This is a genomic window from Tepidiphilus thermophilus, assembly GCF_001418245.1.
Lineage (GTDB): Bacteria > Pseudomonadota > Gammaproteobacteria > Burkholderiales > Rhodocyclaceae > Tepidiphilus > Tepidiphilus succinatimandens.
Genome location: NZ_LIPU01000006.1, coordinates 78,969 through 104,508, shown reverse-complemented (window position 1 = coordinate 104,508; position 25,540 = coordinate 78,969). Strand labels below are relative to the sequence as shown.

The window sequence follows — 25,540 nt, the reverse complement described above, 5'->3', positions numbered from 1 at the left end:
GAGGCCGCCCGCTGCTATCATGCAGCCATTGCCTGCACGCCGGAGGTCCTGCCATGCCCACCCTGTTTCCCCCGGAAGAAGTCTTGCGCTCCGGCTGCGACCGCTGCCGCGAGGAAGTAGCATTCGCCTTCACTTTCGCCTTTCAGCCGATCGTGGACGTGGCTCAGCGCGAAGTGTTCGGCTACGAGGCGCTGGTGCGCGGACCCCAGGGCGAACCGGCGATGACCGTGCTCGGTCGGGTCGACGATACCAACCGCTACGCGTTCGACCAGGCCTGCCGTGTGCGTGCGATCACCCTGGCGAGCCGCCTGGGGCTGGACCGTCATCTGAGCATCAACTTTTTGCCCAATGCGGTCTATGAACCGTCCCTGTGCATTCGCAGTACCCTGGAGGCAGCGAAGGAATGTGGCTTTCCGGCCGAGAAGATCCTCTTCGAGGTGACGGAGGGGGAGCGCATCGACGAGGTCGAGCATCTCACGAACATCTTCGCCTATTACCGTTCGCGCGGTTTCCTCACCGCGCTCGATGATTTCGGCGCGGGTCATTCGGGGCTGAACATGCTGGCGCGCTTCATGCCCGATCTCATCAAGATCGACATGGCCCTGGTGCGCGATGTGCATCGTGACCGCATCAAACAGGCGATCCTGGAAGGTTTGCTGCTCACCTGTCGGGAGCTGGGCGTGAAGGTGCTCGCCGAAGGAGTGGAACAGGCCGAAGAGGTGGATTGGTTTGCCGCGCGCGGCGTGGCGCTGATGCAAGGGTATTTCTTCGCCAAGCCGGGGTTCGAGTGTTTGCCGCCGGTGCGCTGGTAGGCGCAAACCGGCGGCGTTCCTGCCGGATTCAGCGTAAGGCGATCCGACGATAGAAAAGGATGCACACCGAGGCGAGCACCGCCAGTCCCAGCCATTGCGCCACCGGCTCGAACCCTTCGCCCACGAGCGCGAGCGGTGCTTCCTTGCCGGTGCCCGCGATGAGCGCGGCGAGCACGATGCCCATAAGGCTCTCACCGACGATGAAACCCGAGGCGAGCAGGACGCCGCGGCGCCGGGGCTCTTCGCGTTCGGCCGCTGGTCGGCGAGCCAGGGCGCGTTCGACGGCATGACCCAGCAGCGCTCCGACCACCAAGGTCATGCCGATGGTCGGCGGCAGGTAAATGCCCAGCCCCACGGCGAGTACCGGCAGGGAACCGGCGCCGCTGCGGCGCAGGAACCGGTCGATGACGATGAGCACCACGCCGAGCGCCACGCCACCCAGGATCATCTTCCATTCCAACGTGGCGTGAAAGATGCCCATGGCGATCGCCGTCATGAGCGTGGCCTGGGGAGCGGCAAGTGCCTGCGCCGGATCCATGCCGGGGCGCGGCAGGGCGCCGGCAAACCCGTAGGCCTGGTAAAGGAGCTCGAGCACCGGCGGGATCACCAAGGCACCCACCACGCAGCCGATCATCAGGGCGACCTGCTGGCGCCAGGGGGTGGCGCCGACGAGGTAGCCGGTCTTGAGATCCTGCAGGTTGTCGTTGGAGATGGCCGCGATCGCCACCACCACCGAGGTGGTGAAGAGCGCCAGGGCCACGGCGAGCTTGCCTTCGTTGGCGCCGGTGAGCTGCGGTGCCGCGGCGCCGAATCCGAGCAGCATGAGCGAGACGAGGATCACGGCCAGGATGCCGATGCCGGAGATGGGGCTGCTCGAAGAGCCGACGAGGCCGGCCATGTACCCGGCCGCGGCGGCGATGAGAAAGCCGAAGAGCGCCGCGAAGAGCACGCAGGCGAGCACCAGGGCGCCATAGGCAAGGGGAGCAAGGCCGGAGTCGGCTGCATAGAGGAAGCGGTGGAAGATGACGAGCAACACCAGGAGCGAGGCCAGACCCACCGCCATGATCGCCCGGGGCGAGAGATCCCGTTCAGTACGAGGGGCAGCACCAGCGCCATTGCCCAGATGTACCGACTCGAGCGCGGTACGGATTCCGTCCCACATGGGTCTGGCGAGCGTGGCGAGCGTCCATATGGCGGCGACGCCGATGGTACCGGCGCCGAAGAATCGTACCTGCTGGCGCCACAGGCTCATGGCGAGCGCCGGCAGCGTCTGGTCTGGTGCGGGCGCGGCCTGAATCGTCAGCCAGGGCACGATCACGCCCCAGGCGAGGACGAGTCCCAACAGGATCGCCAGCCCCGCCGCCAGGCCGATGAGATAGCCGGCGCCGACGAGCGCGAGCGAAAAGCCCACCGACAGGCGCACCGCAGCTGCCCCGAGCGGGATCCAGGCGGTGAAGCTTTCGGCGAGCAGGCGAAAACCGCCGGAAAAAAGGGTGACGAGCGCGGCGAGCAGGCCGCCGAAGGCGATCTCGCGCGCCTGAGCCTGCCCTTGAGCGACGGCCTCCCCGTTGTCCTTCTCCCGCGCGAGTTCGCCCACGCGCAGGATCTCCGCCGCCGCCACGCCTTCCGGATAGGGCAGGGGGCTGTCGACCACCATCACCCGCCGTAAGGGGATGGTGTAGAGCACCCCAAGGAGCCCGCCCACGCCGCACACCGCCGCCGTCAGCCAGAAGGGGAATCCCTGCCAGTGACCGATCATCAGCAGACCCGGCAGGATGAAGATGATGGCCGACAAAGTACCGGCAGCCGAGGCTTGCGTCTGCACCATGTTGTTTTCGAGGATGTTCGCTCCGCGGCAACGGCGCAGCACCGCCATGGAGATCACCGCCGCGGGGATCGAAGAGGCAAACGTCAGCCCCACTTTGAGCCCCAGATAAATGTTGGCCGCGGTGAAGACCACGGTGAGCACGGCACCGAGCAGCATGCCGCGCAGCGTCAGCTCGGGCAGGTCGGTGTCGTCGGGGATGCGTTCGATCATCGGCTTTCTCCAAGTCGGTGAGTCGAAGAATATAGCCCAAATTTTTTCGCGCGCGATCCGCCTTTATCGTCGCGATCGTGCCAAACGGACGGGCTTGGCGCGATAATTCCTCTTTCCGCCAACTGCTGGAGTCTTCCTCATGCGCCGTGTCAGCCTCTCGCAATTCCTCATCGAAGAACAACGCGCCGGACGGCTCGATGCCGACCTGCGGCTCCTCGTCGAGGTCGTCGCCCGCGCCGTCAAGGCCATCGCGGTGACCATCTCCAAAGGAAAGCTGTGGGACGTGCATGGCGAGACCGGAGTCGAGAACGTCCAGGGCGAAGTGCAGAAGAAACTCGACGTCATCGCCAACGAGCTGCTGCTGCAGGCCAACGAATGGGGCGGGCACCTCGCCGCCATGGCTTCCGAAGAAGTCGAGGAGATCTGCCACATCCCCTTCGAGTATCCGCGCGGCGGCTACCTGCTTTTGTTCGATCCGCTCGACGGCTCCTCCAACATCGAGGTCAATATTTCCGTGGGCACCATCTTCTCGGTGTTGCGCAATCCCGATCGCGAGGCCATTCCCACCGAAGCGTCCTTCCTGCAGCCGGGCACGGCACAAGTAGCCGCCGGTTACGCCATCTACGGTCCGGCCACCCAGCTCGTCCTCACCACCGGCAACGGCGTGCACGGCTTCACGCTCGATCGGGAGTTCGGCTACTTCGTCTATACCCATCCTTTCATGACGATTCCGCCCCAGACGAGCGAATTCGCCATCAACTGCTCCAACATGCGCTTTTGGGAGCCGCCGGTGCGCCGCTACATCGAGGAACTCATCGCCGGCAAGGAAGGGCCGCGCGGGCGCGATTTCAACATGCGCTGGGTGGCTTCCATGGTGTCCGACGTGCACCGGACGCTCTCGCGCGGGGGTATCTTCCTCTATCCGCTGGATGCGAAGAACCGCGCCCAGGGCGGCAAGCTGCGCCTGCTCTACGAGGCCAACCCCATGGCGTTGCTGGTGGAGCAGGCCGGTGGGGCGGCCATCGACGGGCGGCGCCGCCTCCTCGAGATCGTCCCGCAGCGGCTGCACCAGCGCGTACCGGTGATCCTCGGCTCCAAGGAAGAGGTCGAGCGGGTGCGCGCCTATCACGAAGAGGCCGACGCCTCCTGATTTCTCCCCGCCCGACGCCTCGCGCCCTCGAAGAAATGGCGCGGGGCGCATCGCCCCCTCTTGAAATTTCGCCCGAACATCCCTATTATTAGCACTCGACAACGGTGAGTGCTAACAACGGGCCGCCGTTGGGTGTGTTCAACCTGTACCCGAACCAGAGGAGTCGATACCATGAAAATCCGTCCTTTGCATGATCGCGTGATCGTCAAGCGTCTGGAATCCGAGCGCAAGACCGCCAGCGGTATCGTGATTCCGGACACTGCCGGCGAGAAACCCGATCAGGGCGAAGTGATCGCCGTGGGCAACGGCAAGATCCTCGAAGACGGCAAAGTGCGCCCCATGTCGGTCAAGCCCGGCGACAAGATCCTCTTCGGCAAATACGCCGGCCAGACGGTGAAAGTCGACGGCGAAGAGCTGCTGGTGCTGCGTGAAGAAGACATCCTCGGCGTGATCGAAGAGTGATCGCGTCGCGACTCCCCTTTATTTCAGAATATTCTCAGGAGGCATGATCCATGGCTGCCAAGGAAGTCAAATTCGGTGATATTGCCCGCGAGCGGATGGTGGCGGGTCTCAATGTTCTGGCCAATGCCGTCAAAGTCACGCTCGGCCCCAAAGGTCGCAACGTGGTGCTGGAGCGCAGCTTCGGCGCCCCCACCGTGACCAAGGACGGCGTGTCGGTCGCCAAGGAAATCGAGCTCAAGGACAAGTTCGAGAACATGGGCGCGCAGATGGTGAAAGAAGTCGCGTCCAAGACCTCGGACGTGGCCGGTGACGGGACCACCACTGCGACCGTGCTCGCCCAGGCCATCGTGCGCGAAGGCATGAAGTACGTCGCCGCCGGCATGAACCCGATGGATCTCAAGCGCGGCATCGACAAGGCGGTCTCTGCCATCGTCGACGAGCTCAAGAAGATCTCCAAGCCCTGCACCACCAGCAAGGAGATCGCCCAGGTCGGCGCCATCTCCGCCAACTCCGACCAGTCGATCGGCGACATCATCGCTCAGGCGATGGACAAGGTCGGTAAAGAAGGCGTGATTACGGTCGAAGACGGCAAGTCGCTCGAAAACGAGCTCGAAGTGGTCGAAGGGATGCAGTTCGACCGCGGCTACCTCTCGCCGTACTTCATCAACAATGCCGAGAAGCAGATCGCCGTCCTCGACAACCCCTACATCCTGCTGCACGACAAGAAGATCAGCTCCATCCGTGAGCTGTTGCCGGTGCTCGAGCAGGTCGCCAAAGCGGGCCGTCCGCTGCTCATCATCGCCGAAGACGTCGAAGGCGAAGCGCTCGCCACGCTGGTGGTCAACAACCTGCGCGGCATCCTGAAGACCTGCGCCGTCAAGGCTCCGGGCTTCGGCGACCGGCGCAAGGCCATGCTGCAAGACATCGCCATCCTCACCGGCGGTACGGTCATCTCCGAAGAGCTTGGCCTGCAGCTCGAGAAAGCCACGCTCGCCGACCTCGGCCAAGCCAAGCGCGTCGAAGTGGGCAAAGAGTACACCACCATCATCGACGGGGCGGGCGATCCGGCCAAGATCCAGGCGCGCATCAAAGAGATTCGCGTCCAGATCGAAGAGGCCACGAGCGACTACGACCGCGAGAAACTGCAAGAGCGTGTGGCGAAACTCGCCGGCGGCGTGGCGGTGATCAAGGTCGGTGCGGCCACCGAAGTCGAGATGAAAGAGAAGAAGGCCCGCGTCGAGGACGCCCTGCACGCGACCCGCGCCGCGGTCGAGGAAGGCATCGTCCCGGGCGGTGGCGTGGCCCTGCTGCGTGCGCGCGAAGCGGTGCTCGCCAAAGGGCTCAAGGGCGCCAACCACGATCAGGACGCTGGCATCAAGATCGTGATGCGCGCCGTCGAGCAGCCGCTGCGTGAAATCGTGGCCAACGCCGGTGAAGAAGCCAGCGTGGTCGTGGCCAAGGTGCTCGAAGGCAAGGGCAACTTCGGCTACAACGCCGCCACCGGCGAATACGGCGACATGATCGAGATGGGCGTGCTCGACCCGACCAAGGTCACGCGCACCGCGCTGCAAAACGCCGCTTCCGTCGCCGGTCTGATGCTCACCACCGAAGCCATGGTGGCCGAAGTTCCGGAAGACAAACCTGCCGCCAACCCCATGGCCGGCATGGGCGGCATGGACATGTAATCTGCCGTTCCGGCCCGCTCGGTGGGCCGGGAAGGCCGTCCGGGAGCCCCGCGCGAGCGGGGCTCTTTTTTTGTCTGGGGAACGTATCGACGTTCCGATGGACTAAAATGACATCGTGACTCTTGGAAAAGGAGCGTGCCATGGACGCCGTCAGTGTCGCCAGCATGATGAGCGCCATGCAACAGGCGAAGTTGCAAGACCAGGTTGGCACCGCCGTGATGAGAAAGGCGCTCGACGTGCAGGAAAGCACGGCGCAGGCGCTGCTCTCGGCCCTGCCCCAGGTGCAGCAGGCGCCGGCCGCAGCCTCGAACCCGCCGCATCTGGGCAATTCGGTCAACGTCTTCGCCTGAGCGTTGGCGAATCGATTCCGGCGTACTTCGTGGCGCCGTGCGCGTGGGGCCGGCGAGAGCGGCACTGAGCTGCCGGGTTACACCCCGCGTTGCCGCTCGGCGAGGAGTCGCGCCGCCGTTTCGGTAAAGTTTCCTCGTTCGATCGCCGCGCGCAGCTCCGCCATGAGCGTCAGGTAGAAGTGCAGGTTGTGCGTGGTATTGAGGATGCTCGCCAGGATTTCGCCCGTGCGGTAGAGGTGATGCAGGTAGGCGCGGGTGAAATGGCGGCAGGTGGTGCAGCTGCAGGTCTCGTCGAGCGGGGCGGTGTCCTCGCGATAGCGCGCGTTGCGGATCTTCACGTCGCCGTAGCGGGTGAAGAGCAGCCCGTTGCGTGCGTTTCTCGTGGGCATGACGCAGTCGAACATATCCACGCCCGCGTCCACGCCGTGGATGAGGTCTTCCGGCGTGCCCACGCCCATCAAATAGCGCGGCCGCGTCTGCGGCAGCCTGGGCGCGACGTATTCCAGCACGCGCCGCATCTCGTCCTTGGGTTCGCCCACCGATAGCCCGCCGATGGCATAGCCGTCGAAGCCGATCTCCATGAGCCCGGCGAGCGACTCGTCGCGCAGCGCTTCGTACATGCCGCCCTGCACGATGCCGAAGAGCGCGTTGCGATTCCCCAGCCGGTCGAATTCGGCCCGCGAGCGCTGAGCCCATCGCAGCGACAGACGCATCGATTCGGCCGCCTGCGTTTCGGTGGCGGGGTAGGGCGTGCATTCGTCGAAGATCATCACCACGTCGGAATCGAGCACGGTCTGGATCTGCATCGAGACTTCCGGGGTGAGGAAACAGCGGGCCCCGTCGATGGGGGAGGCGAAGCGCACGCCTTCTTCGCTGATCTTGCGCAGCGCTCCGAGCGAGAACACCTGGAAACCGCCCGAATCGGTGAGAATCGGCTTGTTCCAGCCCATGAAGCGGTGTAGCCCCCCGTGGCGGCGGATCACCTCGAGCCCCGGGCGTAGCCAGAGGTGGAAGGTGTTGCCGAGCACGATCTGCGCGCCCACGTCTTCGAGCGCCGTCGGCGTCATCGCCTTGACGGTGCCGTAGGTGCCCACCGGCATGAAAATGGGGGTCTCCACCGTGCCGTGCGCCAGATGCAGCCGTCCGCGCCGGGCGGCGCCGTCGGTGGCAAGCAGGGTAAAGGCGGGAGTATCGCTCATGGGAATTCCTCGATGACCGGAAGTCAGCGTGCGAAGCGGCGCGGGATGAACATCGCGTCGCCATAGCTGAAGAAGCGGTAGCGCCGTTCGATCGCGTGGGCATAGGCGCGGCGGATGCGATCGAGCCCGGCGAGCGCCGACACCAGCATGAGCAGCGTCGAGCGGGGCAGGTGGAAGTTCGTCACCAGCGCATCGACCACGCGAAAATCGTAGCCCGGCGTGATGAAGAGCTCGGTCTCGCCGCTGCCGGGGCGCAGCGCTCCGCCCTGGGCGGCGCCTTCGAGGGCGCGCAGGCTGGTGGTGCCCACGGCGATCACGCGGCGGCCGCGCGCTTTTGCCCGGGCGACGCGCGCCACCGTCTCTTCCGGGATCCAGTAGCGTTCGCGGTGCATGCGGTGTTCGTCGAGGCGCTCGACGCGCACCGGCTGAAACGTGCCGGCGCCGACGTGCAGCGTCACCCAGGCGGTGTCTACGCCGTGCTCAGCCAGCTGCCGTAGCAGGGATTCGTCGAAGTGCAGGCCGGCGGTGGGCGCGGCCACCGAGCCGGGTGTGCGGGCATAGACCGTCTGGTAGCGCGCTTCGTCTTCCGGCTCGGCCGGGCGGGCGATGTAGGGCGGCAGCGGCAGCCGGCCATGGCGCTCGACGAGCTGGGGCAGATCGCCTTCGCCGACGAGCCGAAGGTGGTAAAACTCGCCGTCGCGGCCCACGACTTCGACGTCGAAAGCCTCTTCCAGCCGCAGGCGCATGCCCGGGCGCGGGGGCTTGCTCGCGCGCACCTGGGCGAGCGCTTCCTGCGTGCCGACGAGCCGCTCGACGAGCACCTCTACCGCGCCGCCGCTTTCCTTGCGCCCAAAAAGGCGCGCGTGGATCACCCGGCTGTCGTTGAAGACGAGCAGGTCGCCTTCTTCGAGAAATCCGGGCAGATCGCGAAAGAGCCGGTCGTGCAGCGCTTCGCCCTCGAGCACGAGCAGACGGCTGGCGCTGCGCTCGGGTAGCGGCGCCTGGGCGATGAGCTCGGGCGGCAGGGAAAAATCGAAGTCGTGCACCGTCAGCGACGGGGCTTTGCGTAGGCTGGGTTCTTGCATATAATCTTTCTTCCGCGCCGGGATGGCGGAACAGGTAGACGCAGCGGACTCAAAATCCGCCGGTGGCGACACCGTGAGGGTTCGACTCCCTCTCCCGGCATTTTATCATCAGGCGCATTCTTTCCCTTGGATGGGCCGATGCCTGGCAGCCCGGAATGGACGGCTGCAGGGCGGCTTGTCGCCTCGATACCTCGACTGCCAAGACCCTTTGCCCGGATTCTACTCGAGGTGGTTTTCGCGGTGCACGACCCTTTCCTGGTTTATTCCTCCCCTTCATCGGCATTTTTCTCCGTGAACCATTGCCTCAAAAATTTTTTGTGCTATTATTCAAACAAACGTAAGAAACAATTGGTGCATCCCATGCGTTCTCCAGAGTTCCCTCCCTCCCTTGGTGGTCGCGCTCGCCTTCGGGCGAGCGCCTTTTTTTGCCAGAAAGAGGAGTATGGGTCGGCTATCATGGAAGCTCGATTCGTGTCCTCAGGAGAAAACCATGTCGGATGTGCTGCCAGATCGTCAACCGGAATTGCGGGTGATGCCAATGCCTTCGGATCTCAATCCGGCGGGCGACGTGTTTGGGGGCTGGGTGATGGCGATGGTCGACATCGCGGGGTCCTTGCCAGCGCGCCGTCGCAGCCGAGGGCGCGTGGCCACGGTGGCGGTCAACAGCTTCGTGTTCAAACAGCCCATTGCCGTGGGTGACGTGGTGAGTCTGTATGCGGAGATCGTCTCGGTGGGGCGTACCTCGATCACGGTGGACGTCGAAGTCTTCGCCGAGCGCCATCCCGAGCGTCCGGTCGTGGTGAAGGTCACCGAAGCCCGGCTCACCTACGTGGCGCTCGATGCGCAGGGCAACAAACGCCCCATAGAGGGGAGCTGAACGGTCCGGCTTGCCGAGGAGGCTTCGTCGGAACGTGGCAGGTAAAAAAGAAAGAGCGGGCGTATGCCCGTTGGTTCGTGACGAAGAGGAGGAGACGAGCAATGAAGAAGAAACTTTTGGCCGTGGTAATTCCGTCGTTGTTCGCCGCCAGTTCCACGGCGCTGGCCAGCGGTTTTCAGCTCATGGAACAGAGCGCGAGCGGCATCGGCAATGCTTATGCTGGTTCGGCTGCCGTGGCCGACGATGCCGGAACAATTTTTTATAACCCGGCGGGAATGACACGTCTGAAAGCCCGCGAGGTCTCACTCGGCGTGGCGGCGATCAAACCCAGTTTCAAGTTCGATGACAGAGGGAGTCTTGCGGCGCCAGGCGCACCCTTGACCGGCAGCAACGGCGGGGATGCCGGCGGTTGGGCAGCGGTACCCAACGGCTATTATTCGCAGAAGATCAACGATCGCTTGTGGCTCGGCCTGGGGATGGGCGTGCCCTTCGGTCTCGTGACGGAGTACGACGACGACTGGATCGGCCGATTCCATTCGACCAAGTTCGAGATCAAGACGATCAACGTCAATCCTTCCCTGGCATTCAAGGTGAATGAGGCGGTCTCGCTGGGATTCGGGGTGAGCGTACAGCGTTTCGAGGCGACATACGATCGCTACGCAGGCGTGGCGGCGCCGGGGCCTCTGAAATCCTTCGGTGTAAGCGATGCGGCGATGCAGCGAACCAAGTTACGCCTCGAAGCGGACGATGTCTCCTGGGGGTGGAACGTGGGCATACTCTTTACCCCCACCGAAAGGACCAAGCTGGGGTTCTCCTATCGATCCAAGGTGAAGCACGATCTCGATGGCGACCTCGAGGCCAGAGGCCCGGCTGCGCCGGTGCTGAGCAACCCACGGGTTGGCTTGGCCGGCGTCGACGCCGAGGTGTCGGTGGATCTGCCAGATACCTTCATCGCCAGTGCGGCGCAGGGAGTTGGTGAGCGGTGGGAGATCCTCGCCGACGTGTCGTGGACTGGCTGGAGCAGTCTGAACGTGCTGCCAATCTACCGTTCGAGCGGGGTTCAGTCCGGTTCGGTGGCCGATACTTTGGCTACTCGTTTTCAGGATACATGGCGCGTGGCTTTGGGAGCACGCTATCGTTACGATGAGCACTGGTTACTGAAGTTTGGGGTGGCCTACGACGAGTCGCCGGTGCGCGATGCCGAGCGTCGGCTCACGGCGCTGCCGGACAACGACCGCATCTGGGTATCGCTGGGGGCTCGCTGGATGCCGGATGCCGACAACCGGGTAGACCTAGGGCTGGCGTATCTGTTCATCGACGACACGCGCATCGACCGCAACGCGATGGCTGAAGGGAAGGGATGGGTGCGTGGCCAATACGAAGGCGATGTGTGGCTGGCTGGGGTGCAATATTCCCGTTCGTTTTAAGTGTGCGGGTTTGGCGAGCAGGGTATTCGTGTGAAGCAAGGAGAAGCGAGTGGAACGTCTGAGGATCCGCAAGGTGGCCGTGCTCGGCGCCGGGGTGATGGGGGCGCAGATCGCCGCGCATTGCGCCAATGCCGACCTGCCGGTGGTGTTGTTCGATCTACCCTCGGGCGAGGGGGATCGCAATGCGACGGTGCTCAGGGCGCTCGAGGGGCTGAAGCGCCTCGATCCGGCGCCGCTGGCCGAGTCGCAGCGGCTCGGCTGGATTCAACCGGCCAATTACGACGACGATCTGGAGGCGCTGCGCGAGTGCGATCTGGTGATCGAGGCGATCGCCGAGCGCCTGGACTGGAAACAGTCCCTTTATGAACGCGTGGCGCCTTTTCTCGCGGAAGGGGTCACGCTGGCCTCGAACACGTCGGGCCTGTCGATCACTGCGCTCGCGCAGGCGCTGCCCGAGGCGGTGCGCCGCAATTTCTGCGGCATCCATTTCTTCAATCCACCGCGCTACTTGCCGCTCGTGGAGCTGGTGCCGCATGCGGGTAGCGACGCAGCACGGCTCGATGCGCTGGAGGGTTGGTTGACGACGCGCTTGGGGAAATCGGTGATCCGGGCCAAGGATACGCCCAACTTCATCGCCAACCGCGTCGGCGTGTTTTCCATCCTCGCGGTGATGCATCACACGCAGCGGCTGGGCCTGGGGTTCGACGAAGTCGACGCGCTCACGGGGCCGCGCATCGGCCGTCCCAAAAGCGCGACGTACCGCACGGCCGACGTGGTGGGGTTGGACACGCTGGCACACGTCATCGGGACGATGCAGACGACCCTGCCCGACGATCCCTGGCATGAGATCTTTCGCGTGCCGCCGTGGCTTGAGGTTTTGATCCGGCAGGGTGCCTTGGGGCAGAAGAGCGGCGCCGGGGTCTATCGCAAGGAGAAAGGGAACATCCTGGTGCTCGATCTATCCGCCGGGACTTACCGTCCGGCCCAGGGAGAAGTGGCGCCGGAAGTGGAGGAGATCCTCGCCCTGCGCGATGTGCGCGAGCGCTTTGCCCGGCTACGCGCGAGCGGGCATCCTCAGGCCCAGTTTCTGTGGGCGCTGTTTCGCGACGTGTTCCACTACTGCGCTTTCCATCTGGCGACGATCGCCGACAGCGCCCGCGACGTCGATCTGGCGATGCGCTGGGGGTTCGGCTGGGCCATGGGGCCTTTCGAGACCTGGCAGGCGGCGGGTTGGCGCGACATCGCCCGGTCGATCGAGGAAGATCGTGCCGCCGGCCTCACGCTCGCCAACGTGCCGCTGCCAGCCTGGGTGGAGGGGCTCGAAGGCACGCACTCGGCCAAGGGTTCGTGGAGCGCGGCGCGCAGCACGTGGGTGGGACGCTCTTCGCTCGCGGTATATCGGCGTCAGCTCTATCCCGACAGGGTCTTGGGGGAAAGATTCGACGATCCGGGCGAGACCTTGTGGGAGAACGAGGGGGTGCGCCTGTGGCGTCGCCCCGATCAGGACCAGGGCGTGGGGATCGTCTCGGTGCGCACCCGCCATCACACGCTGGGCGCAGCGGTGATCGAGGGCATCCTGGAGGCAGTGGCGCGGGCCGAGCGTGAGCTCGATGCGCTGGTGCTGTGGCACGAGGCTCCGTTTGCGCTGGGCGCCGACCTGAAGCAGGTGCTCGAGGCGGCACAGGCTGGCCGGTTCGATCAACTGGAGACCATGGTCGAACGATTCCAGCAGGCATCCATGCGGCTCAAGCACGCCGAGATTCCCGTGGTGGCGGCGATCGAGGGCATGGCCTTGGGCGGGGGCTGCGAGTTCGCTCTGCATGCGGCGCATCGGGTGTTCGCGCTCGAATCCTACGTCGGTCTGGTGGAGGTGGGCGTGGGGCTCATTCCGGCCGGGGGCGGATGCAAGGAACTGGCGATCCAGGCGCATCGCATGGCCCGGCGTACCGCTGGCGGTGACGTCTTCGCGTTCATTCAGCCGATGTTCGAGCAGGTGGCCAAGGCCAAGGTCTCGCGCAGTGCGCTCGAGGCGCAGGCGATCGGCTATGGCCGGGTCGGGGACGACGTGGTGATGCACCCGAAGGAATTGCTCTATGTGGCGATCCGTCGTGCCCGCTCTCTGGCCGAGGCGGGCTACCGTCCGCCGCTGCCCGAGCGTGAGGTCGTGGTGGCGGGGCGAAACGGCATTGCCACCTGCGAGATGATGCTGGTCAATATGCGCGAAGGGGGATTCATTTCCGAGCACGACTACCGTGTCGGCAAGGGGGTGGCCACTGCGTTGTGCGGAGGGGAAGTGGAGAGCGGAGCCCGGGTGCCGGTGGAATGGCTGCTGGCGGTGGAGCGGCGCGAATTCATGGCGCTGCTGCGCACGCCCCAGACGTTGGAACGCATCGCACATACGCTCGCAACGGGCAAACCGCTGCGCAACTGAGGAAAGGAGCAACGATGAGCAAACGAGGGCAGGATGCCTATGTGGTGGCAGCGGTACGCACGCCGGTGGGTCGCAAGGGCGGGATGCTACGCCATGTACGACCGGACGACATGCTGGCGCACGTGCTGCGAGCGGTGACGGAAAAGGTGCCGTCGCTCGATCTGGCGGAGATCGGCGACGTGATCACGGGCTGCGCCATGCCCGAGGCCGAGCAGGGGATGAACGTGGCCCGCATCGGCCTCTTGCTGGCTGGTTTTCCGGTGCAAGTGCCGGGCGTGACGATCAACCGCTTCTGCGCTTCCGGCCTGCAGGCGGTGGCCGACGCGGCGGCGCGCATCCGCTTGGGTGAGGCCGACGTGATGGTCGCCGCGGGCACCGAGTCGATGAGCGTGATGCCGCAGATCATGGGCAACAAGGTGAGCCTCAACCCGAAGGTGGTGGAATCGGACGAGAACCGGGCCATCGCTTACGGGATGGGGTTGACCGCAGAGGTGGTGGCACGCAAATATGGCGTGTCGCGTGAGGATCAGGATGCCTTCGCCCTGGAATCACACCGCAAGGCAGTGGCGGCAATCGACGCAGGGTACTTCCGCGACGAGATCGCTCCCCTGATGGTACGAACGCACCTGCCCGGCGCCGAGGGAACGGTGGCGGTGCGCGAGTCGATGGCCGAGATCGACGAGGGGCCGCGGCGCGATACCTCACCGGAGCGGCTCGCCTCCCTCAAACCGGTATTCGCTGCGCGCGGCAGCGTGACCGCCGGCAACAGCTCGCAGATGTCCGACGGGGCGGGGGCAGTGTTGCTGATGTCCGAAGCGGCGCTCGAACGCTATGGAGTGCGGCCCATTGCCCGCGTGGTATCGTACGCGGTGGTCGGCGTGCCGCCGGAGGTGATGGGAATCGGTCCGGTGGAAGCCATCCCCCGAGCCTTGCAGCGTGCCGGCCTGAAACAGGATGATCTCGACTGGATCGAGCTCAACGAGGCGTTCGCGGCGCAATCGTTGGCGGTGATGCGCACGCTGGGGCTGGATCCGGCCAAGGTGAATCCGCTGGGCGGGGCGATCGCTTTGGGCCATCCTCTGGGGGCAACCGGAGCGATCCGTACCGCCACCCTGATGGCGGCGATGCAACGCGACCCGAAGGTGCGCTATGGCATGGTGACGATGTGCATCGGCACGGGTATGGGGGCAGCGGGGATCTTCGAGCGGGTGTAGACGGGAGGAAGTATGGCGCAGACGGTGCTGTGGGAGGTGGTCGACGGAATCGGACGGTTGGAGCTCAACCGTCCGGAGTCGCTCAACGCCTTGTCGTTCGACATGATGGAAGCGCTCGACGCGGCGAGCGCCGCTTTGGTGCAGCGTACTGATCTGCGCGTGCTGGTGGTGAGCGGGCGCGGCGGGCATTTCATGGCCGGCGGCGACATCCGCGATTTCTCCCGCCTGCTCGACCGCACGCCCGGCGAGCGACGTGAAACGTTTCGCACCGCGATCGAGCAGCGGGTGAATCCGGTGGTGGAGCGCCTGAGCCGCGTGCCCTGTCCGGTAGTGGCGAAGGTGAGCGGCGCCTGCGCCGGCTTCGGCATGTCGCTCATGCTCGCCTGCGATCTGGCGATCGCCTCGAGCGACGCGGTGTTTACCACGGCCTATGCCATGCTGGGGCTTCCGGCCGACGGGGGGTTGTCCTACTTCTTACCCCGGGCGGTCGGTAGCCGGCGTGCGGCGGAGCTTTTCCTCCTCGCGGAACGCTTCGACGCGCAGCGTGCCTTGGAACTGGGGCTCGTCAACCGCGTGGTCGCGCCCGAAGCGCTCGATGCCGAAGTCGAGGCGCTGGCCGCACGCCTGGCCGCCGGACCGAGCTATGCCTATGGGCGTATCCGCTCGCTGCTCGCCGATTCGCTCGAACAGAGCCTGGAAGCGCAGCTCCTCGCCGAGGCCGAGGCGTTTGGCGACTGCAGCGCCACCGAGGATTTCGTCGAAGGCATCGAAGCCTTCCTCGCCAAGCGCAAGCCACGTTTCCGCGGTCGCTGAACGCGCTTTCGGTGCATGCCTCGATCTTCCCCGCTTGGCGGGAATGCCGGACGGCTTTATCATTGCCGAGGTAAAGGACGGCGGAGCGCTGAGCGTGCAGTGGGTGATCGGCGGGATCCTGGTGGCGAGCATCGCCTGGGTGGTGTTCGAGGTCGTGCGCTGGTGGCGTGTCCGGCAACGGATGGCTTCTCCGCCTTTGCCGCAGTCGGCCGCTCCTTTCGGGCTCGATCTCACGGTGAAGACGCTGGAGCGCCGCTGTGAGGCGATGCAGCACGCGCTCGATGAGCACGCCCGTCAGCTGCAGCAGATCCTCGACCGATTGCAGCGCCTCGAACAGTCTGCTGCGGCAGAACCGGCTCCGGCGCCTTCCCCCGTCGAACCGCTCGCCGCTTCCCCCGAATATGTAGAGCCGATGGTGCTTGCCCGCCGTGGGCTCGATGCACCAGCGATCGCCGCGCGCTGCGGCATCACGCTCGGCGAGGCGGAGCTGTTGGTGGCGATGGCGCGCGGCGACCGGGGAACTGCACCATGAAGGCGGGCAAGGGGACTTCCACACCTTTTCCCTGGAAGCGGGTGGCGCCCGCCTCCGTGCTCGCCGCCGTGGCGGCTTTCGCGCTGTGGTACCTGGCGAACGAGCAAAAGGCGCCCAAACCTGCGCCCCCCGTCGCGGTGCCCGTCGTTGCGGCGAAAGTGTCGGCGCGCGTTGCCCCTGTTTCTCCCGAACAACCCTCCGGAAACGCCAGCGCTTCGCCGGAGCAAACTCGCCCCGAACCGGCTGCGCCGGAACGCGCCACGGCCGAGCATACCGAGCGCATTTCTCCCGGCAACGATCTCCGCGGAGCGGAAACCCTGCACGGCGAGGCGTCTGCGCCCGCCCCATCGGCGGAAATGCCGGAGAAATCCCCCTTTGCTATGCGTTCGAAACCTCTGGACAAGGGATATTATGTGCCGGTGGGCGTGTTTGGCCGGCTGGACGCTGCCGAGCGACTCGCCGGGCAGCTGGATGCGCTGGGTTTTCCGGCGCGGCTGCAGTCCAGGGTGTTGGTCGGCCCTTATGCCACGCGCCAGGAAGCGCAGCAGGTGGCCGAACGGCTCAAACGCCAGCACAAGCTCGGCGCTGCCGGTGTGATGCAGGTCAAGTGAGACATTCAAATCAACGGTAAGGAGGTGTGCGATGAAACTGCAAAGTCCGGTGTTGGGCGAAGTGGACGTGGCCGAAGACAAGGTGATCGAGTTTCCCAATGGCCTACCAGGGTTCGAGGCGTGCAAGCGTTTCATGCTGGCGCACGATGCGGAAGGGAAGGCGGGCGAAGATCGTCCCAAGGTCTTCATCCTGCAGAGTCTGGACGATCCCGAAGTGGCCTTTTCCGTGGTGAGCCCGGATGCCTTGGGCGTGCGCTACGAGATCACCCTCTCCGACGGCGAGGCGGCCCAGTTGCAGATCGAAAAGCCCGAGGATGTGGCCTTGGCCGTGATCGTGCGCCGAGCCGATGGAGCCGAGGCGAACACGCCGCAGGACACCGGCTTGCGGGCGAACTTCATGGGGCCGCTCCTCATCAACACCGCCGCGCGCCGCGGACTGCAGAAAGTGCTCGAGCGCTTCAGCTGTGAAATGGTCGTGCGGGCGTAAGGAGCAGGGCAATGCGACGTCACGTCAATACCGACAAGGCTCCGGCGGCGATCGGCACCTATTCCCAGGCGGTGTTCGCCGGCGATACGCTCTATCTCTCCGGCCAGCTGGGGCTCGATCCGGCCACGATGACGCTTCCGGCCGAATTCGCCGCCCAGTGCGAGCGCGTGTTCGCCAATCTGAAGTCGGTGGTGGAGGCGGCCGGGGCGAGCCTCGATCAGGTGGTCAAGCTCACGGTCTTTCTCACCGATCTGTCTTATTTTGCCACCGTCAACGAGGTGATGGCGCGCTACTTCACCGCGCCCTATCCGGCACGCTCGGCGGTGGAGGTGAAAGGGCTGCCGCGCGGGGCGATGGTGGAGGCCGAGGCCGTCGTCTGGCTGGGGGCGTGATCCGGCCTTGCCTGCGCAAGCGCCTTTCCGCCATCCGCTGGAATCCTGGCCGGGCGTCGGCCCGGCGGTAGCCGCGCGCCTGGTGAAACTCGGGGTGATGCGCCCCGAGGATCTCCTTTTTCTCCTGCCGCTGCGCTACGAAGACGAGACGCGCGTCACGCCCGTGGCGCAGGCGCAGGCCGGTTCGTCCGTGCTCGTGGAAGGCCGCATCGTGCGGGTGGAGCGCAAGGAGGGGCCGCGACCACAGCTCGTCGCGCATCTGGACGACGGCACGGGCCTGCTCACCGGGCGCTGGCTGCACGTCTATGCCGGTACCGCCAAACGGCTGGAGCCGGGTAAGCACATGCGCTGGTTCGGTGAAATCCGGGTCGGGTTCTTCGGCGAGCGCGAGATGTTCCATCCGCGGCTGGTGCCGATCGAATCGCCCCTGCCCGATCGCCTCACGCCGGTCTATCCGAGCGTGGAAGGATTGTCGCAGGGGCTTTTGCGCCGTCTGGTGCGCCGGGCGCTGGAGGTGGTTGCGCCCGCCGAGTGGCTCGACGAGACGCTGCGCGCGCGTGAGCACTTGCCACCGCTGCGCGAGGCGCTCGAATTCCTGCACACGCCCCCCGCCGGTGCCGATGAACGTCGGCTGGAATACGCGCGCCGCCGTCTCAAGCTGGAGGAATTGGTGGCGCAGCAGGCGTCGATGCGCCGCGCGCGCGCCGTGCGGCTCGCGGCCACGGCACCGGCCTTGCCCGAAGAAGAAGGTCCGGTGCGCCGGGCGCTGCGCGAGGCATTGCCTTTTACCCTCACCGCCGCGCAGCGGCGGGTGCTCGCCGAGATCGACGCCGATCTGGAAAAACCCCATCCGATGCACCGCTTGCTCCTGGGCGACGTGGGCAGCGGCAAGACGGTGGTGGCGGCGCTCGCGCTCGCGCGGGCGCTGGATGGAGGGCACCAAGGAGCGCTGATGGTGCCCACCGAGATCCTCGCCGTCCAGCATGCGCGCAAACTCGGTGAGTGGCTCGCTCCGGCCGGGATCGAGGTGGCGCTGCTCACCGCCGCCACCCCGGCCAAGGCGGCGCAGGCGCTGCGCGCCCGGCTTGCCGAAGGGGAACCGCTGCTGGTGGTCGGCACGCACGCGCTCATCGAAGAGGCGGTGGCTCTGCCGCGTCTGGCGCTCGCGGTGGTCGACGAGCAGCACCGCTTCGGCGTGCGCCAGCGCTTCGCCCTGCGCGCGAAGGCAGGCGAGGGGCTCTCGCCGCACCTTCTGATGATGTCCGCCACCCCCATTCCGCGCACGCTCGCGCTGGCGATCTACGCCGACCTGGAAGTGTCGCTGCTCGACGAGCGCCCGCCGGGGCGCCAGCCGGTGCAGACCGTGCTGCTGTCGCAGAGGCGCCGAGGCGAGCTCATCGAGCGGGTGCGCCGCTGGTGCGCCCAGGGGCGACAGGCCTATTGGGTCTGCCCCTTGATCGAAGAATCGGAAGTGTTGGACCTGCAGGCGGCGACCGCCACCTGGCAGGAGCTTGCCGCGACGATGCCGGAGCTGCGGGTCGGCCTACTGCACGGGCGGCTCAAGAATGAAGAAAAGCAGGAGGTGATGGCGCGGTTCGTGGCTGGCGCCCTCGACGTGCTGGTGGCGACCACCGTGATCGAGGTGGGCGTGGACGTGGCCAACGCGAGCCTCATGGTGATCGATCACGCCGAGCGATTCGGCCTGGCGCAGCTGCATCAGCTGCGCGGGCGCGTGGGGCGTGGCAGCGAGGCGTCTTTTTGCGTGCTGTGCTACGGCGAGCCGCTGTCGGCCACGGCGCGCGAACGGCTCGCGGCGATTCGCGCCAACGACGATGGTTTCGCGCTCGCGCGCGAGGATTTGCGGCTGCGCGGCCCGGGCGAATTCGTCGGGCTGCGCCAGAGCGGCGTGCCCAGCCTGCGCGTGGCCGACCTGGTGGCGGACGAGGATCTGGTGCCGCTCGCGCAGCAGCTCGCCGACGAGGTGCTCGCGCGCGATCCGGCGCTCGCCGAAACCCTCATCCGGCGCTGGGTGCCGGGCGGCGGGGCGTGGCTCCATGCCTGAGGGCACGCTCTTCTTCGTGCCGCGCTGGCGCGCCGGGCTGGCTTTGGGGGCGCCGCGCCGCCTGGGGCCATGGCTGGCCGAACGCGGCTCGCTCACCGCCCGCATCCGGGCGCATTGCCGGGAGTTCGCCGTGCGCCGCCTGTTCGAGGGGTGGGGTCACCCCTATCCGGACGAGGCGATCGCCCTGAACGTGCCAATCCGGGCGAGGGTGCGCGTGCGCGAGGTGGCGCTGCTCGCCGACGGCGCGCCGGTGGTATTCGCGCGCTCGCTCGCCACGCGGCAGGGGCTGCGATACCCGTGGCGCCTGCTGCAGCGCATCGGCAACCGTCCGCTGGGCGCGGCGCTCTTCACCGATCCGACGGTGCACCGCGGCACCGTGCAGACGGTGCGGCTCGATGCGCGCGATCCGCGGTATCATCGCGCATCGGCGCTGTGGCGGGAAGTGCCGCCGGGCTTGTGGGCGCGGCGCTCGCTCTTTTGGCGGGCGGGGGCGCCGCTGCTCGTGAGTGAGGTGTTCCTGCCGCCGATCGACTTTCTCATGGCACCGACGTGACGAGCGATGAACGCGAATTTCGACTGGAGCGCGCGCCTGCCGCTCTATTGGCAACTGATCCGAGGTGATCGCCCCATCGGCACGCTGCTGCTGCTGTGGCCGACTCTGATCGCCCTGTGGTGGGCCGCAGGCGGGGTGCCGCCGCCGGGGGTCTTCTTCGTTTTCGTGGTGGGAACCTTCCTCATGCGTTCGGCGGGCTGCGCCATCAACGACTGGGCCGACCGCGACTTCGATGCCCACGTCGAACGCACGCGCGAGCGGCCGCTTGCCGCCGGAAAGATCTCGCCCCAGGAGGCGCTCAAGGTCGCCGCGGTGCTGGCCGGGCTTGCCTTCCTCCTGGTGCTGCCCCTAGGCTGGAGGGTGGTGGCGTGGTCGGTGCCGGCGCTCGTGATCGCTGCCACCTATCCCTTCACCAAGCGCTTTCTGCCGGTGCCCCAGGCTTACCTGGGCGTGGCGTTTTCCTTCGGCATCCCCATGGCCTGGGTGGCGATCCGCGGCGAAACCGACGCGGCGTGCTGGACGCTCTTTGCCGCCAACTTCTTCTGGACCATCGCCTATGACACCGAATACGCCATGGCCGACCGCCCCGACGACCTGAAACTGCCGGTGCATTCTTCGGCCATCACCTTCGGGCGCTGGGACGTGCTGGCGGTGTTTCTCTGTTACCTCGCGGCCTTTGCCCTGTGGGCGCGCGCCGGCATCCTCGCCGGGGCCGGGGCGCCTTTCCTCGTCTCCTTGGTGGTGGCCGCGGGCATCGCTGCTTACCATCTGGAGCTCATCGGCACGCGCGAGCCGGCGCGCTGCTTCAAGGCATTCCTGCACAACAACTACATCGGGCTCGTGCTCTTTGCCGGCGTCGTGCTCGATCTGTGGCGTGCTTGAAGGGAGAACGAAGTGACGCAGACGGCTTTCCTCGAATTGCTGCGCGGGCGCTGGCGCGATCCGGCGCGGCTACTCTGTGTGGGGCTGGATCCGGAACCGGAACGCCTGCCGCGCAGCGTGCGCGCTTTGCCGCTCGCCGAGGGGGTCTGGGTGTTCTGCCGCGAGGTGATCGAGGCGTGCGCGCCTTACGTGTGCGCCTTCAAGCCGCAGATCGCGCATTTCGCCGCCCTGGGTTTGGAGAGCGTGCTCGAGCGGCTCGTCGCCCACGTGAAGCTGCATCATCCCGACATTGCCGTGATCCTGGACGCCAAGCGCGGTGACATCGGCTCCACCGCCCGTCACTATGCGCGCGAAGCCTTCGAGCGTTACGGGGCCGATGCGGTCACGGTGAATCCCTATCTGGGCGGCGACTCGCTCGAACCTTTCTTCGCTTACCCGGGCAAGGGGGTGTTCGTGCTGTGCCGCACGTCCAATCCGGGAAGCGCCGAGCTGCAGGCGCTGGAGCTGGCTGGCGGCGAGCGGCTCTTCGAGCGCGTGGCGCGCCTGGCTGCTGGCCCGTGGAATACGAACGGGCAGGCGGGCTTGGTGGTGGGCGCGACCTGGCCGCAGGAAGTGGCGCGGGTGCGCTCGTTCGCGCCGGGCGTGCCGCTGCTCGTGCCGGGCATTGGTGCGCAGGGCGGCGACCTGGCGGCCACGGTGCGCGCCGGCTGGTGGCGTCCCGAGTTTCCCGGCCTGATCCTCAATTCCTCGCGCGCCATCCTCTACGCGAGTGAGGGCGAGGATTGGCAGCAAGCCTCTGCCGCGGCGGCGCAGTCCCTCGTGGCCGAGGTGCGTGCGTTGCTCGCCGATCTGGGATGAGCGCCGTGGCGTTTGCCGATCTGCGCGAGTTCTGCGCCCGGCTCGAGGCGCTGGGCGAGCTCAAACGGGTGTCCGAACCCGTGGATACGCACCTGGAGCTCACGGCGCTTGCCGAGCGCGTCCTGCGACGCCAGGGACCGGCGCTGCTCGTCGAGCGTCCGCACACCCAAGGCCGGACGCATTCGATCCCGGCGCTTGCCAATCTCTTCGGCACGCCGCGCCGGGTGTTGCTGGGCATGGGGCAGGACGTGGGCGAGGACGGCGACTGGCGCGAGCCGCTGCGCGACGTCGGGCGCCTGCTCGCTTATCTGAAAGAACCGGAGCCGCCGCGGGGCTGGCGCGACGCCTGGGAGAAGATGCCGGTGCTGCGCAAGGTGCTCGACATGGCGCCGAAGGTCGTCTCGCGCGCGCCCTGCCGCGAAGTAGTGTGGGAGGGGGCGGAGCTCGACCTTTCCCGGCTGCCCATCCAGCACTGCTGGCCGCGGGATGCGGGTCCGCTCATCACCTGGGGGCTGGTGGTCACCCGCGGGCCGCACAAGAAGCGCCAGAACCTGGGGATCTACCGCCAGCAAGTGATCGGGTCAGACCGGGTGATCATGCGCTGGCTCGCCCATCGCGGTGGGGCGATCGATTACGCCGAACACGCCCGTCTGCACCCCGACGAACCTTTTCCCGTGGCGGTGGTGATCGGCTGCGATCCGGCCACCATCCTTGCCGCGGTCACGCCGGTGCCCGATACCCTTTCCGAGTACCAGTTCGCCGGCTTGCTGCGCGGCGCCAAAACCGAGCTCACCGAGGCCGTGGGGGGCTTGCAGGTGCCGGCGCGCGCCGAGATCGTGCTCGAAGGGCACATCCATCCCGGCGACACGGCTCTCGAAGGTCCATTCGGGGATCACACGGGCTATTACAACGAGCAGGCGGTCTTCCCCGTGCTCACGCTCGAGCGCATCACGCTGCGGCGCGATGCGATCTACCACACCACTTACACCGGCAAGCCGCCTGACGAGCCGGCGGTGCTGGGCGTGGCCCTGAACGAAGTCTTCGTGCCGCTGCTGCAGCGCCAGTATCCGGAGATCGTCGATTTCTACCTGCCGCCGGAGGGCTGCTCCTACCGCATGGCGCTGGTGTCGATCAAAAAGGCCTATCCAGGGCACGCCAAGCGTGTGATGTTCGGCATCTGGGGCTTCCTGCGCCAGTTCATGTACACCAAGTTCATCGTGGTGGTGGACGAGGACGTCGACATCCGCAACTGGCAGGAAGTGATCTGGGCGCTCACCACGCGCGTGGATGCGGCGCGCGACACGCTGATCGCCGAGCACACGCCCATCGACTATCTCGACTTCGCCTCGCCCGAAGCCGGGCTGGGCAGCAAGATGGGGATCGACGCCACGAACAAGTGGCCCGGCGAGACACAGCGTGAGTGGGGCCGGGCCATCGTCCAGGATCCGGAAGTGGAGGCGCGCGCGGCGGCGCTCGTCGAGCGGCTGCTCGGCTGAAGGCGCCGCGCGACGCCTCTAGCCGCCCGCCGCTTTCTCCACCAGCCCGTTGTGCCGTAGCAGCGCGTCGATGCGCGGCTCGCGGCCGCGGAAGGCGCGGAAGGATTCGGCCGCGGGGCGGCTTGCGCCCACGGCGAGGATCTCGCGCCAGAAGCGGCGTCCGGTATCGGGATCGAGCACGGTGCCGGTGCGCGCCTGGGCTTCCTCGAACGCCTCGTAGGCATCGGCCGAGAGCACTTCGGCCCATTTGTAGCTGTAGTAGCCGGCCGCATAGCCGCCGGCGAAGATGTGCGAGAAGCTCTGGGGAAAGCGATGCCAGGAAGGCGGGCGGATCACCGCCACCTCGTCGCGCACTTCTTCCAGGATGCGCAGTACCTCGGCAAGCGGCACGCGTTCGGGCGCCGGTTCCTGGGCCTTGGCAAGCTCGCGGTGGATGCGCAGGTCGAAGAGCGAGAATTCGATCTGGCGCACCATCTGCATGCCGGCCTGGAAATTTTTCGCCGCGCGCATCTTCTCGTAGAGCGGGCGCGGCAGTGGCTCGCCCGTGTCGACGTGGGCGGTGATGTGCTGCAGCACTTCCCATTCCCAGGCGAAGTTTTCCATGAACTGACTTGGCAGCTCCACCGCGTCCCATTCGACATGATTGATGCCCGAGATGGGTGCTTCGTCGACCTGGGTGAGCATGTGATGCAGTCCGTGGCCCATTTCGTGGAAGAGGGTGAGCACGTCGTCGTGGGTGAGCGTGGGGGGCTTGCCGCCCACCGGCGGGGCGAAGTTGCACACGAGGTAGGCCACCGGCAGCATGAGGGACTCGTCCTCGCGTCGGCGCGATTTGGCGCTGTCCATCCAGGCGCCGCCACGTTTGGTGTCGCGGGCGTAGAGGTCGACGTAGAAATAGGCGATCGGCGCGCCGTCGCGCTCGACGCGGTAGAAGGTCACGTCCGGATGCCACACGGGGGCGGTGTCGGGCACGAGGCGCACGCCGAAGAGCCGTTCCAAGAGGGCGAAGAGCCCCTCCAGGACGCGCGGCAGCGGCAGGTAGCGCCGCACTTCCTGTTCGGAATAGTCGTAGCGCGCCTGGCGCAATTTTTCCGAGGCATAGGCGATGTCCCACGGTTCGAGCGGATCGAGCCCGAGGGTGTCGCGGGCGAAGGCGCGCAGTTCTTCCAGGTCGCGCAGGGCGAAGGGCTTGGCGCGGGCGGCGAGTTCCCGCAGGAAGGAAGCGACTTCCTCCGGATGGTCGGCCATCTTGGGCACGAGCGAGTAGCTGGCGTAGTCGGGGTAGCCCAGCAGTAGCGCCTCTTCGCCGCGCAGCGCCAGGATGCGTTCGATGAGCGGGCCGTTGTCGCGCTCGGGGGGGCCGAACTCGGAGGCCCGCGTGGCGTGCGCCCGGTACATGCGCTCGCGCAGCGACCGATCGTCGGCGTACTGCATCACCGGCAGGTAGAAGGGCATCTGCAGGGTGAAGCACCAGCCCGGGCGATTCTGCGCCTGCGCCGCCTCGCGCGCCATGGCCCGCACTTCCTCCGGGATGCCGGAAAGTTGCGCCTCGTCCTCGATCCACTCCTGGTAGGCGTTGGTCGCATCGAGCACGTTTTCCGAGAACCTGGCCGCGAGCGCCGACAGTTCCTGCTGGATGTCGCGGTGGCGGGGTTTCTTCTCGGGCGGCAGTTCCGCGCCGGCAAGCCGATGGTCGCGCAGGTCGAGCTCGATCACGCGGCGGCGCTCGGGCGAGAGGCGGGCGAATTCGGGGCTTTGCGCGAGCGCCTGCGTCTTGCGGTAGAGCGCCTCGTTCTGCCCCAGTTCCGTCCAGAAACGCGTGACTTCGGGGAGCAGCTTGTTATAGGCCTCGCGCCAGGCGGGAGTGTCCATCACGCTGTGCAGGTGTCCGATCACGCCCCATGCGTCCGAGAGCTGCTCGAGCGCGTGTTCGAGCGGTGCGACGAAGTCTTCCCAAGTGGGCGGGGTGCGCTCATCCATCGCGTGGTCGATCGCGGCGCGGGCCCGCGCGATGAGTTCGGTGATGACCGGCTCGACGTCCTCCGGCCGGAGGCGGTCGAAGGGAGGGAGTTGAAAGGGTTGCAGCAGCGGATGCTCTGGTGCGTTCATCGTGTCCTCGAGGTG

Annotated in this window: 23 protein-coding genes and 1 tRNA gene; 20 read left to right on the top strand and 4 right to left on the bottom strand. The window is 66.5% G+C overall.

Going from position 1 to position 25,540, the window contains the following annotated elements; genetic code table 11:
- Positions 1-53: 53 nt before the first annotated feature.
- Positions 54-812, top strand: coding sequence for an EAL domain-containing protein (locus ASC37_RS06715; protein WP_055423631.1), 759 nt, complete (start codon positions 54-56; stop codon positions 810-812).
- 28 nt (positions 813-840) lie between these two features.
- Here ASC37_RS06715 and ASC37_RS06710 read toward each other — a convergent pair whose 3' ends face one another.
- The gene (locus tag ASC37_RS06710; protein WP_055423630.1) at positions 841-2,850 is read right to left on the bottom strand and encodes an OPT family oligopeptide transporter; all 2,010 of its coding nucleotides are present in this window, start codon (positions 2,848-2,850) and stop codon (positions 841-843) included.
- A gap of 139 nt (positions 2,851-2,989) precedes the next feature.
- On the opposite strand from ASC37_RS06710, the gene ASC37_RS06705 reads away from it, so the two are divergent.
- From ASC37_RS06705 to ASC37_RS06690, 4 genes are all read left to right on the top strand, one after another.
- On the top strand, positions 2,990-4,000 hold the full coding sequence (locus ASC37_RS06705; protein ID WP_055423629.1) for a class 1 fructose-bisphosphatase: 1,011 nt from the start codon (positions 2,990-2,992) through the stop codon (positions 3,998-4,000).
- 171 nt (positions 4,001-4,171) lie between these two features.
- Complete coding sequence (gene groES, locus ASC37_RS06700) at positions 4,172-4,462, top strand: co-chaperone GroES (RefSeq protein WP_055423628.1); 291 nt, start codon at positions 4,172-4,174, stop codon at positions 4,460-4,462.
- A 50-nt stretch (positions 4,463-4,512) separates the two neighbouring features.
- Positions 4,513-6,147, top strand: a complete 1,635-nt coding sequence (gene groL / locus ASC37_RS06695) for a chaperonin GroEL (protein WP_055423627.1) — start codon at positions 4,513-4,515, stop codon at positions 6,145-6,147.
- Positions 6,148-6,287: 140 nt separating this feature from the next.
- Positions 6,288-6,497 carry a YjfB family protein gene (locus tag ASC37_RS06690; protein WP_055423626.1) on the top strand — a complete coding sequence of 70 codons (210 nt, stop codon included), beginning with the start codon at positions 6,288-6,290 and terminating at the stop codon, positions 6,495-6,497.
- A gap of 77 nt (positions 6,498-6,574) precedes the next feature.
- On the opposite strand, the gene tgt is transcribed toward ASC37_RS06690, so the two are convergent.
- Positions 6,575-7,696 (bottom strand): tRNA guanosine(34) transglycosylase Tgt, encoded by a 1,122-nt coding sequence (tgt, locus tag ASC37_RS06685; RefSeq protein WP_055423625.1) that lies wholly within the window; start codon positions 7,694-7,696, stop codon positions 6,575-6,577.
- 23 nt (positions 7,697-7,719) lie between these two features.
- Positions 7,720-8,781: a tRNA preQ1(34) S-adenosylmethionine ribosyltransferase-isomerase QueA gene (gene queA / locus ASC37_RS06680; RefSeq protein WP_055423654.1), complete on the bottom strand. Its 1,062-nt coding sequence runs from the start codon at positions 8,779-8,781 to the stop codon at positions 7,720-7,722.
- Positions 8,782-8,797: 16 nt separating this feature from the next.
- Between queA and ASC37_RS06675 the strand changes: the two genes are divergently transcribed.
- The 15 genes from ASC37_RS06675 (at position 8,798) to ubiD (ending at position 23,416) form a co-directional block, all read left to right on the top strand.
- Positions 8,798-8,881 (top strand) — tRNA-Leu (locus ASC37_RS06675).
- A gap of 390 nt (positions 8,882-9,271) precedes the next feature.
- Positions 9,272-9,658: an acyl-CoA thioesterase gene (locus ASC37_RS06670; RefSeq protein WP_028874684.1), complete on the top strand. Its 387-nt coding sequence runs from the start codon at positions 9,272-9,274 to the stop codon at positions 9,656-9,658.
- A 101-nt stretch (positions 9,659-9,759) separates the two neighbouring features.
- Positions 9,760-11,085 carry an OmpP1/FadL family transporter gene (locus ASC37_RS06665; RefSeq protein ID WP_055423624.1) on the top strand — a complete coding sequence of 442 codons (1,326 nt, stop codon included), beginning with the start codon at positions 9,760-9,762 and terminating at the stop codon, positions 11,083-11,085.
- A gap of 49 nt (positions 11,086-11,134) precedes the next feature.
- Entirely contained in the window at positions 11,135-13,516 is a 2,382-nt protein-coding gene (locus ASC37_RS06660) for a 3-hydroxyacyl-CoA dehydrogenase/enoyl-CoA hydratase family protein (RefSeq protein ID WP_055423623.1), read from the top strand.
- Positions 13,517-13,530: 14 nt separating this feature from the next.
- The gene (locus tag ASC37_RS06655; protein ID WP_055423622.1) at positions 13,531-14,730 is read left to right on the top strand and encodes an acetyl-CoA C-acyltransferase; all 1,200 of its coding nucleotides are present in this window, start codon (positions 13,531-13,533) and stop codon (positions 14,728-14,730) included.
- 12 nt (positions 14,731-14,742) lie between these two features.
- Positions 14,743-15,543: an enoyl-CoA hydratase/isomerase family protein gene (locus ASC37_RS06650; RefSeq protein ID WP_055423621.1), complete on the top strand. Its 801-nt coding sequence runs from the start codon at positions 14,743-14,745 to the stop codon at positions 15,541-15,543.
- A gap of 43 nt (positions 15,544-15,586) precedes the next feature.
- Complete coding sequence (locus ASC37_RS06645; protein WP_055423620.1) at positions 15,587-16,075, top strand: DUF2802 domain-containing protein; 489 nt, start codon at positions 15,587-15,589, stop codon at positions 16,073-16,075.
- Positions 16,072-16,686: an SPOR domain-containing protein gene (locus tag ASC37_RS06640; protein WP_055423619.1), complete on the top strand. Its 615-nt coding sequence runs from the start codon at positions 16,072-16,074 to the stop codon at positions 16,684-16,686. The genes ASC37_RS06645 and ASC37_RS06640 overlap by 4 nt, the downstream gene beginning before the upstream one ends.
- Before the next feature lie 31 nt (positions 16,687-16,717).
- Positions 16,718-17,173, top strand: coding sequence for a flagellar assembly protein FliW (fliW, locus tag ASC37_RS06635; protein WP_055423618.1), 456 nt, complete (start codon positions 16,718-16,720; stop codon positions 17,171-17,173).
- Positions 17,174-17,184: 11 nt separating this feature from the next.
- A complete protein-coding gene (locus tag ASC37_RS06630; RefSeq protein WP_055423617.1) occupies positions 17,185-17,565 on the top strand; it encodes a RidA family protein in 381 nt (126 codons plus the stop codon).
- 7 nt (positions 17,566-17,572) lie between these two features.
- On the top strand, positions 17,573-19,627 hold the full coding sequence (gene recG / locus ASC37_RS06625; protein ID WP_072247942.1) for an ATP-dependent DNA helicase RecG: 2,055 nt from the start codon (positions 17,573-17,575) through the stop codon (positions 19,625-19,627).
- Positions 19,620-20,180: a chorismate--pyruvate lyase family protein gene (locus tag ASC37_RS06620; RefSeq protein WP_088178276.1), complete on the top strand. Its 561-nt coding sequence runs from the start codon at positions 19,620-19,622 to the stop codon at positions 20,178-20,180. The genes recG and ASC37_RS06620 overlap by 8 nt, the downstream gene beginning before the upstream one ends.
- Before the next feature lie 6 nt (positions 20,181-20,186).
- Positions 20,187-21,062: a 4-hydroxybenzoate octaprenyltransferase gene (ubiA, locus tag ASC37_RS06615; protein WP_055423616.1), complete on the top strand. Its 876-nt coding sequence runs from the start codon at positions 20,187-20,189 to the stop codon at positions 21,060-21,062.
- A 12-nt stretch (positions 21,063-21,074) separates the two neighbouring features.
- Positions 21,075-21,920 carry an orotidine-5'-phosphate decarboxylase gene (pyrF, locus tag ASC37_RS06610; protein ID WP_055423615.1) on the top strand — a complete coding sequence of 282 codons (846 nt, stop codon included), beginning with the start codon at positions 21,075-21,077 and terminating at the stop codon, positions 21,918-21,920.
- 5 nt (positions 21,921-21,925) lie between these two features.
- Positions 21,926-23,416, top strand: a complete 1,491-nt coding sequence (gene ubiD, locus ASC37_RS06605; RefSeq protein ID WP_055423651.1) for a 4-hydroxy-3-polyprenylbenzoate decarboxylase — start codon at positions 21,926-21,928, stop codon at positions 23,414-23,416.
- 18 nt (positions 23,417-23,434) lie between these two features.
- Here ubiD and ASC37_RS06600 read toward each other — a convergent pair whose 3' ends face one another.
- The gene (locus ASC37_RS06600) at positions 23,435-25,525 is read right to left on the bottom strand and encodes a M3 family metallopeptidase (RefSeq protein ID WP_055423614.1); all 2,091 of its coding nucleotides are present in this window, start codon (positions 25,523-25,525) and stop codon (positions 23,435-23,437) included.
- Positions 25,526-25,540 lie beyond the last annotated feature (15 nt).

Bases quoted from the DNA above. Each gene is read 5' to 3' on its own strand.
- ASC37_RS06715 (WP_055423631.1), top strand. From the start codon at position 54: ATGCCCACCCTGTTTCCCCCGGAAGAAGTCTTGCGCTCCGGCTGCGAC.
- ASC37_RS06710 (WP_055423630.1), bottom strand. From the start codon at position 2,850: ATGATCGAACGCATCCCCGACGACACCGACCTGCCCGAGCTGACGCTG.
- ASC37_RS06705 (WP_055423629.1), top strand. From the start codon at position 2,990: ATGCGCCGTGTCAGCCTCTCGCAATTCCTCATCGAAGAACAACGCGCC.
- groES (WP_055423628.1), top strand. From the start codon at position 4,172: ATGAAAATCCGTCCTTTGCATGATCGCGTGATCGTCAAGCGTCTGGAA.
- groL (WP_055423627.1), top strand. From the start codon at position 4,513: ATGGCTGCCAAGGAAGTCAAATTCGGTGATATTGCCCGCGAGCGGATG.
- ASC37_RS06690 (WP_055423626.1), top strand. From the start codon at position 6,288: ATGGACGCCGTCAGTGTCGCCAGCATGATGAGCGCCATGCAACAGGCG.
- tgt (WP_055423625.1), bottom strand. From the start codon at position 7,696: ATGAGCGATACTCCCGCCTTTACCCTGCTTGCCACCGACGGCGCCGCC.
- queA (WP_055423654.1), bottom strand. From the start codon at position 8,781: ATGCAAGAACCCAGCCTACGCAAAGCCCCGTCGCTGACGGTGCACGAC.
- ASC37_RS06670 (WP_028874684.1), top strand. From the start codon at position 9,272: ATGTCGGATGTGCTGCCAGATCGTCAACCGGAATTGCGGGTGATGCCA.
- ASC37_RS06665 (WP_055423624.1), top strand. From the start codon at position 9,760: ATGAAGAAGAAACTTTTGGCCGTGGTAATTCCGTCGTTGTTCGCCGCC.
- ASC37_RS06655 (WP_055423622.1), top strand. From the start codon at position 13,531: ATGAGCAAACGAGGGCAGGATGCCTATGTGGTGGCAGCGGTACGCACG.
- ASC37_RS06650 (WP_055423621.1), top strand. From the start codon at position 14,743: ATGGCGCAGACGGTGCTGTGGGAGGTGGTCGACGGAATCGGACGGTTG.
- ASC37_RS06645 (WP_055423620.1), top strand. From the start codon at position 15,587: ATGCCGGACGGCTTTATCATTGCCGAGGTAAAGGACGGCGGAGCGCTG.
- ASC37_RS06640 (WP_055423619.1), top strand. From the start codon at position 16,072: ATGAAGGCGGGCAAGGGGACTTCCACACCTTTTCCCTGGAAGCGGGTG.
- fliW (WP_055423618.1), top strand. From the start codon at position 16,718: ATGAAACTGCAAAGTCCGGTGTTGGGCGAAGTGGACGTGGCCGAAGAC.
- ASC37_RS06630 (WP_055423617.1), top strand. From the start codon at position 17,185: ATGCGACGTCACGTCAATACCGACAAGGCTCCGGCGGCGATCGGCACC.
- ASC37_RS06620 (WP_088178276.1), top strand. From the start codon at position 19,620: ATGCCTGAGGGCACGCTCTTCTTCGTGCCGCGCTGGCGCGCCGGGCTG.
- ubiA (WP_055423616.1), top strand. From the start codon at position 20,187: ATGAACGCGAATTTCGACTGGAGCGCGCGCCTGCCGCTCTATTGGCAA.
- ASC37_RS06600 (WP_055423614.1), bottom strand. From the start codon at position 25,525: ATGAACGCACCAGAGCATCCGCTGCTGCAACCCTTTCAACTCCCTCCC.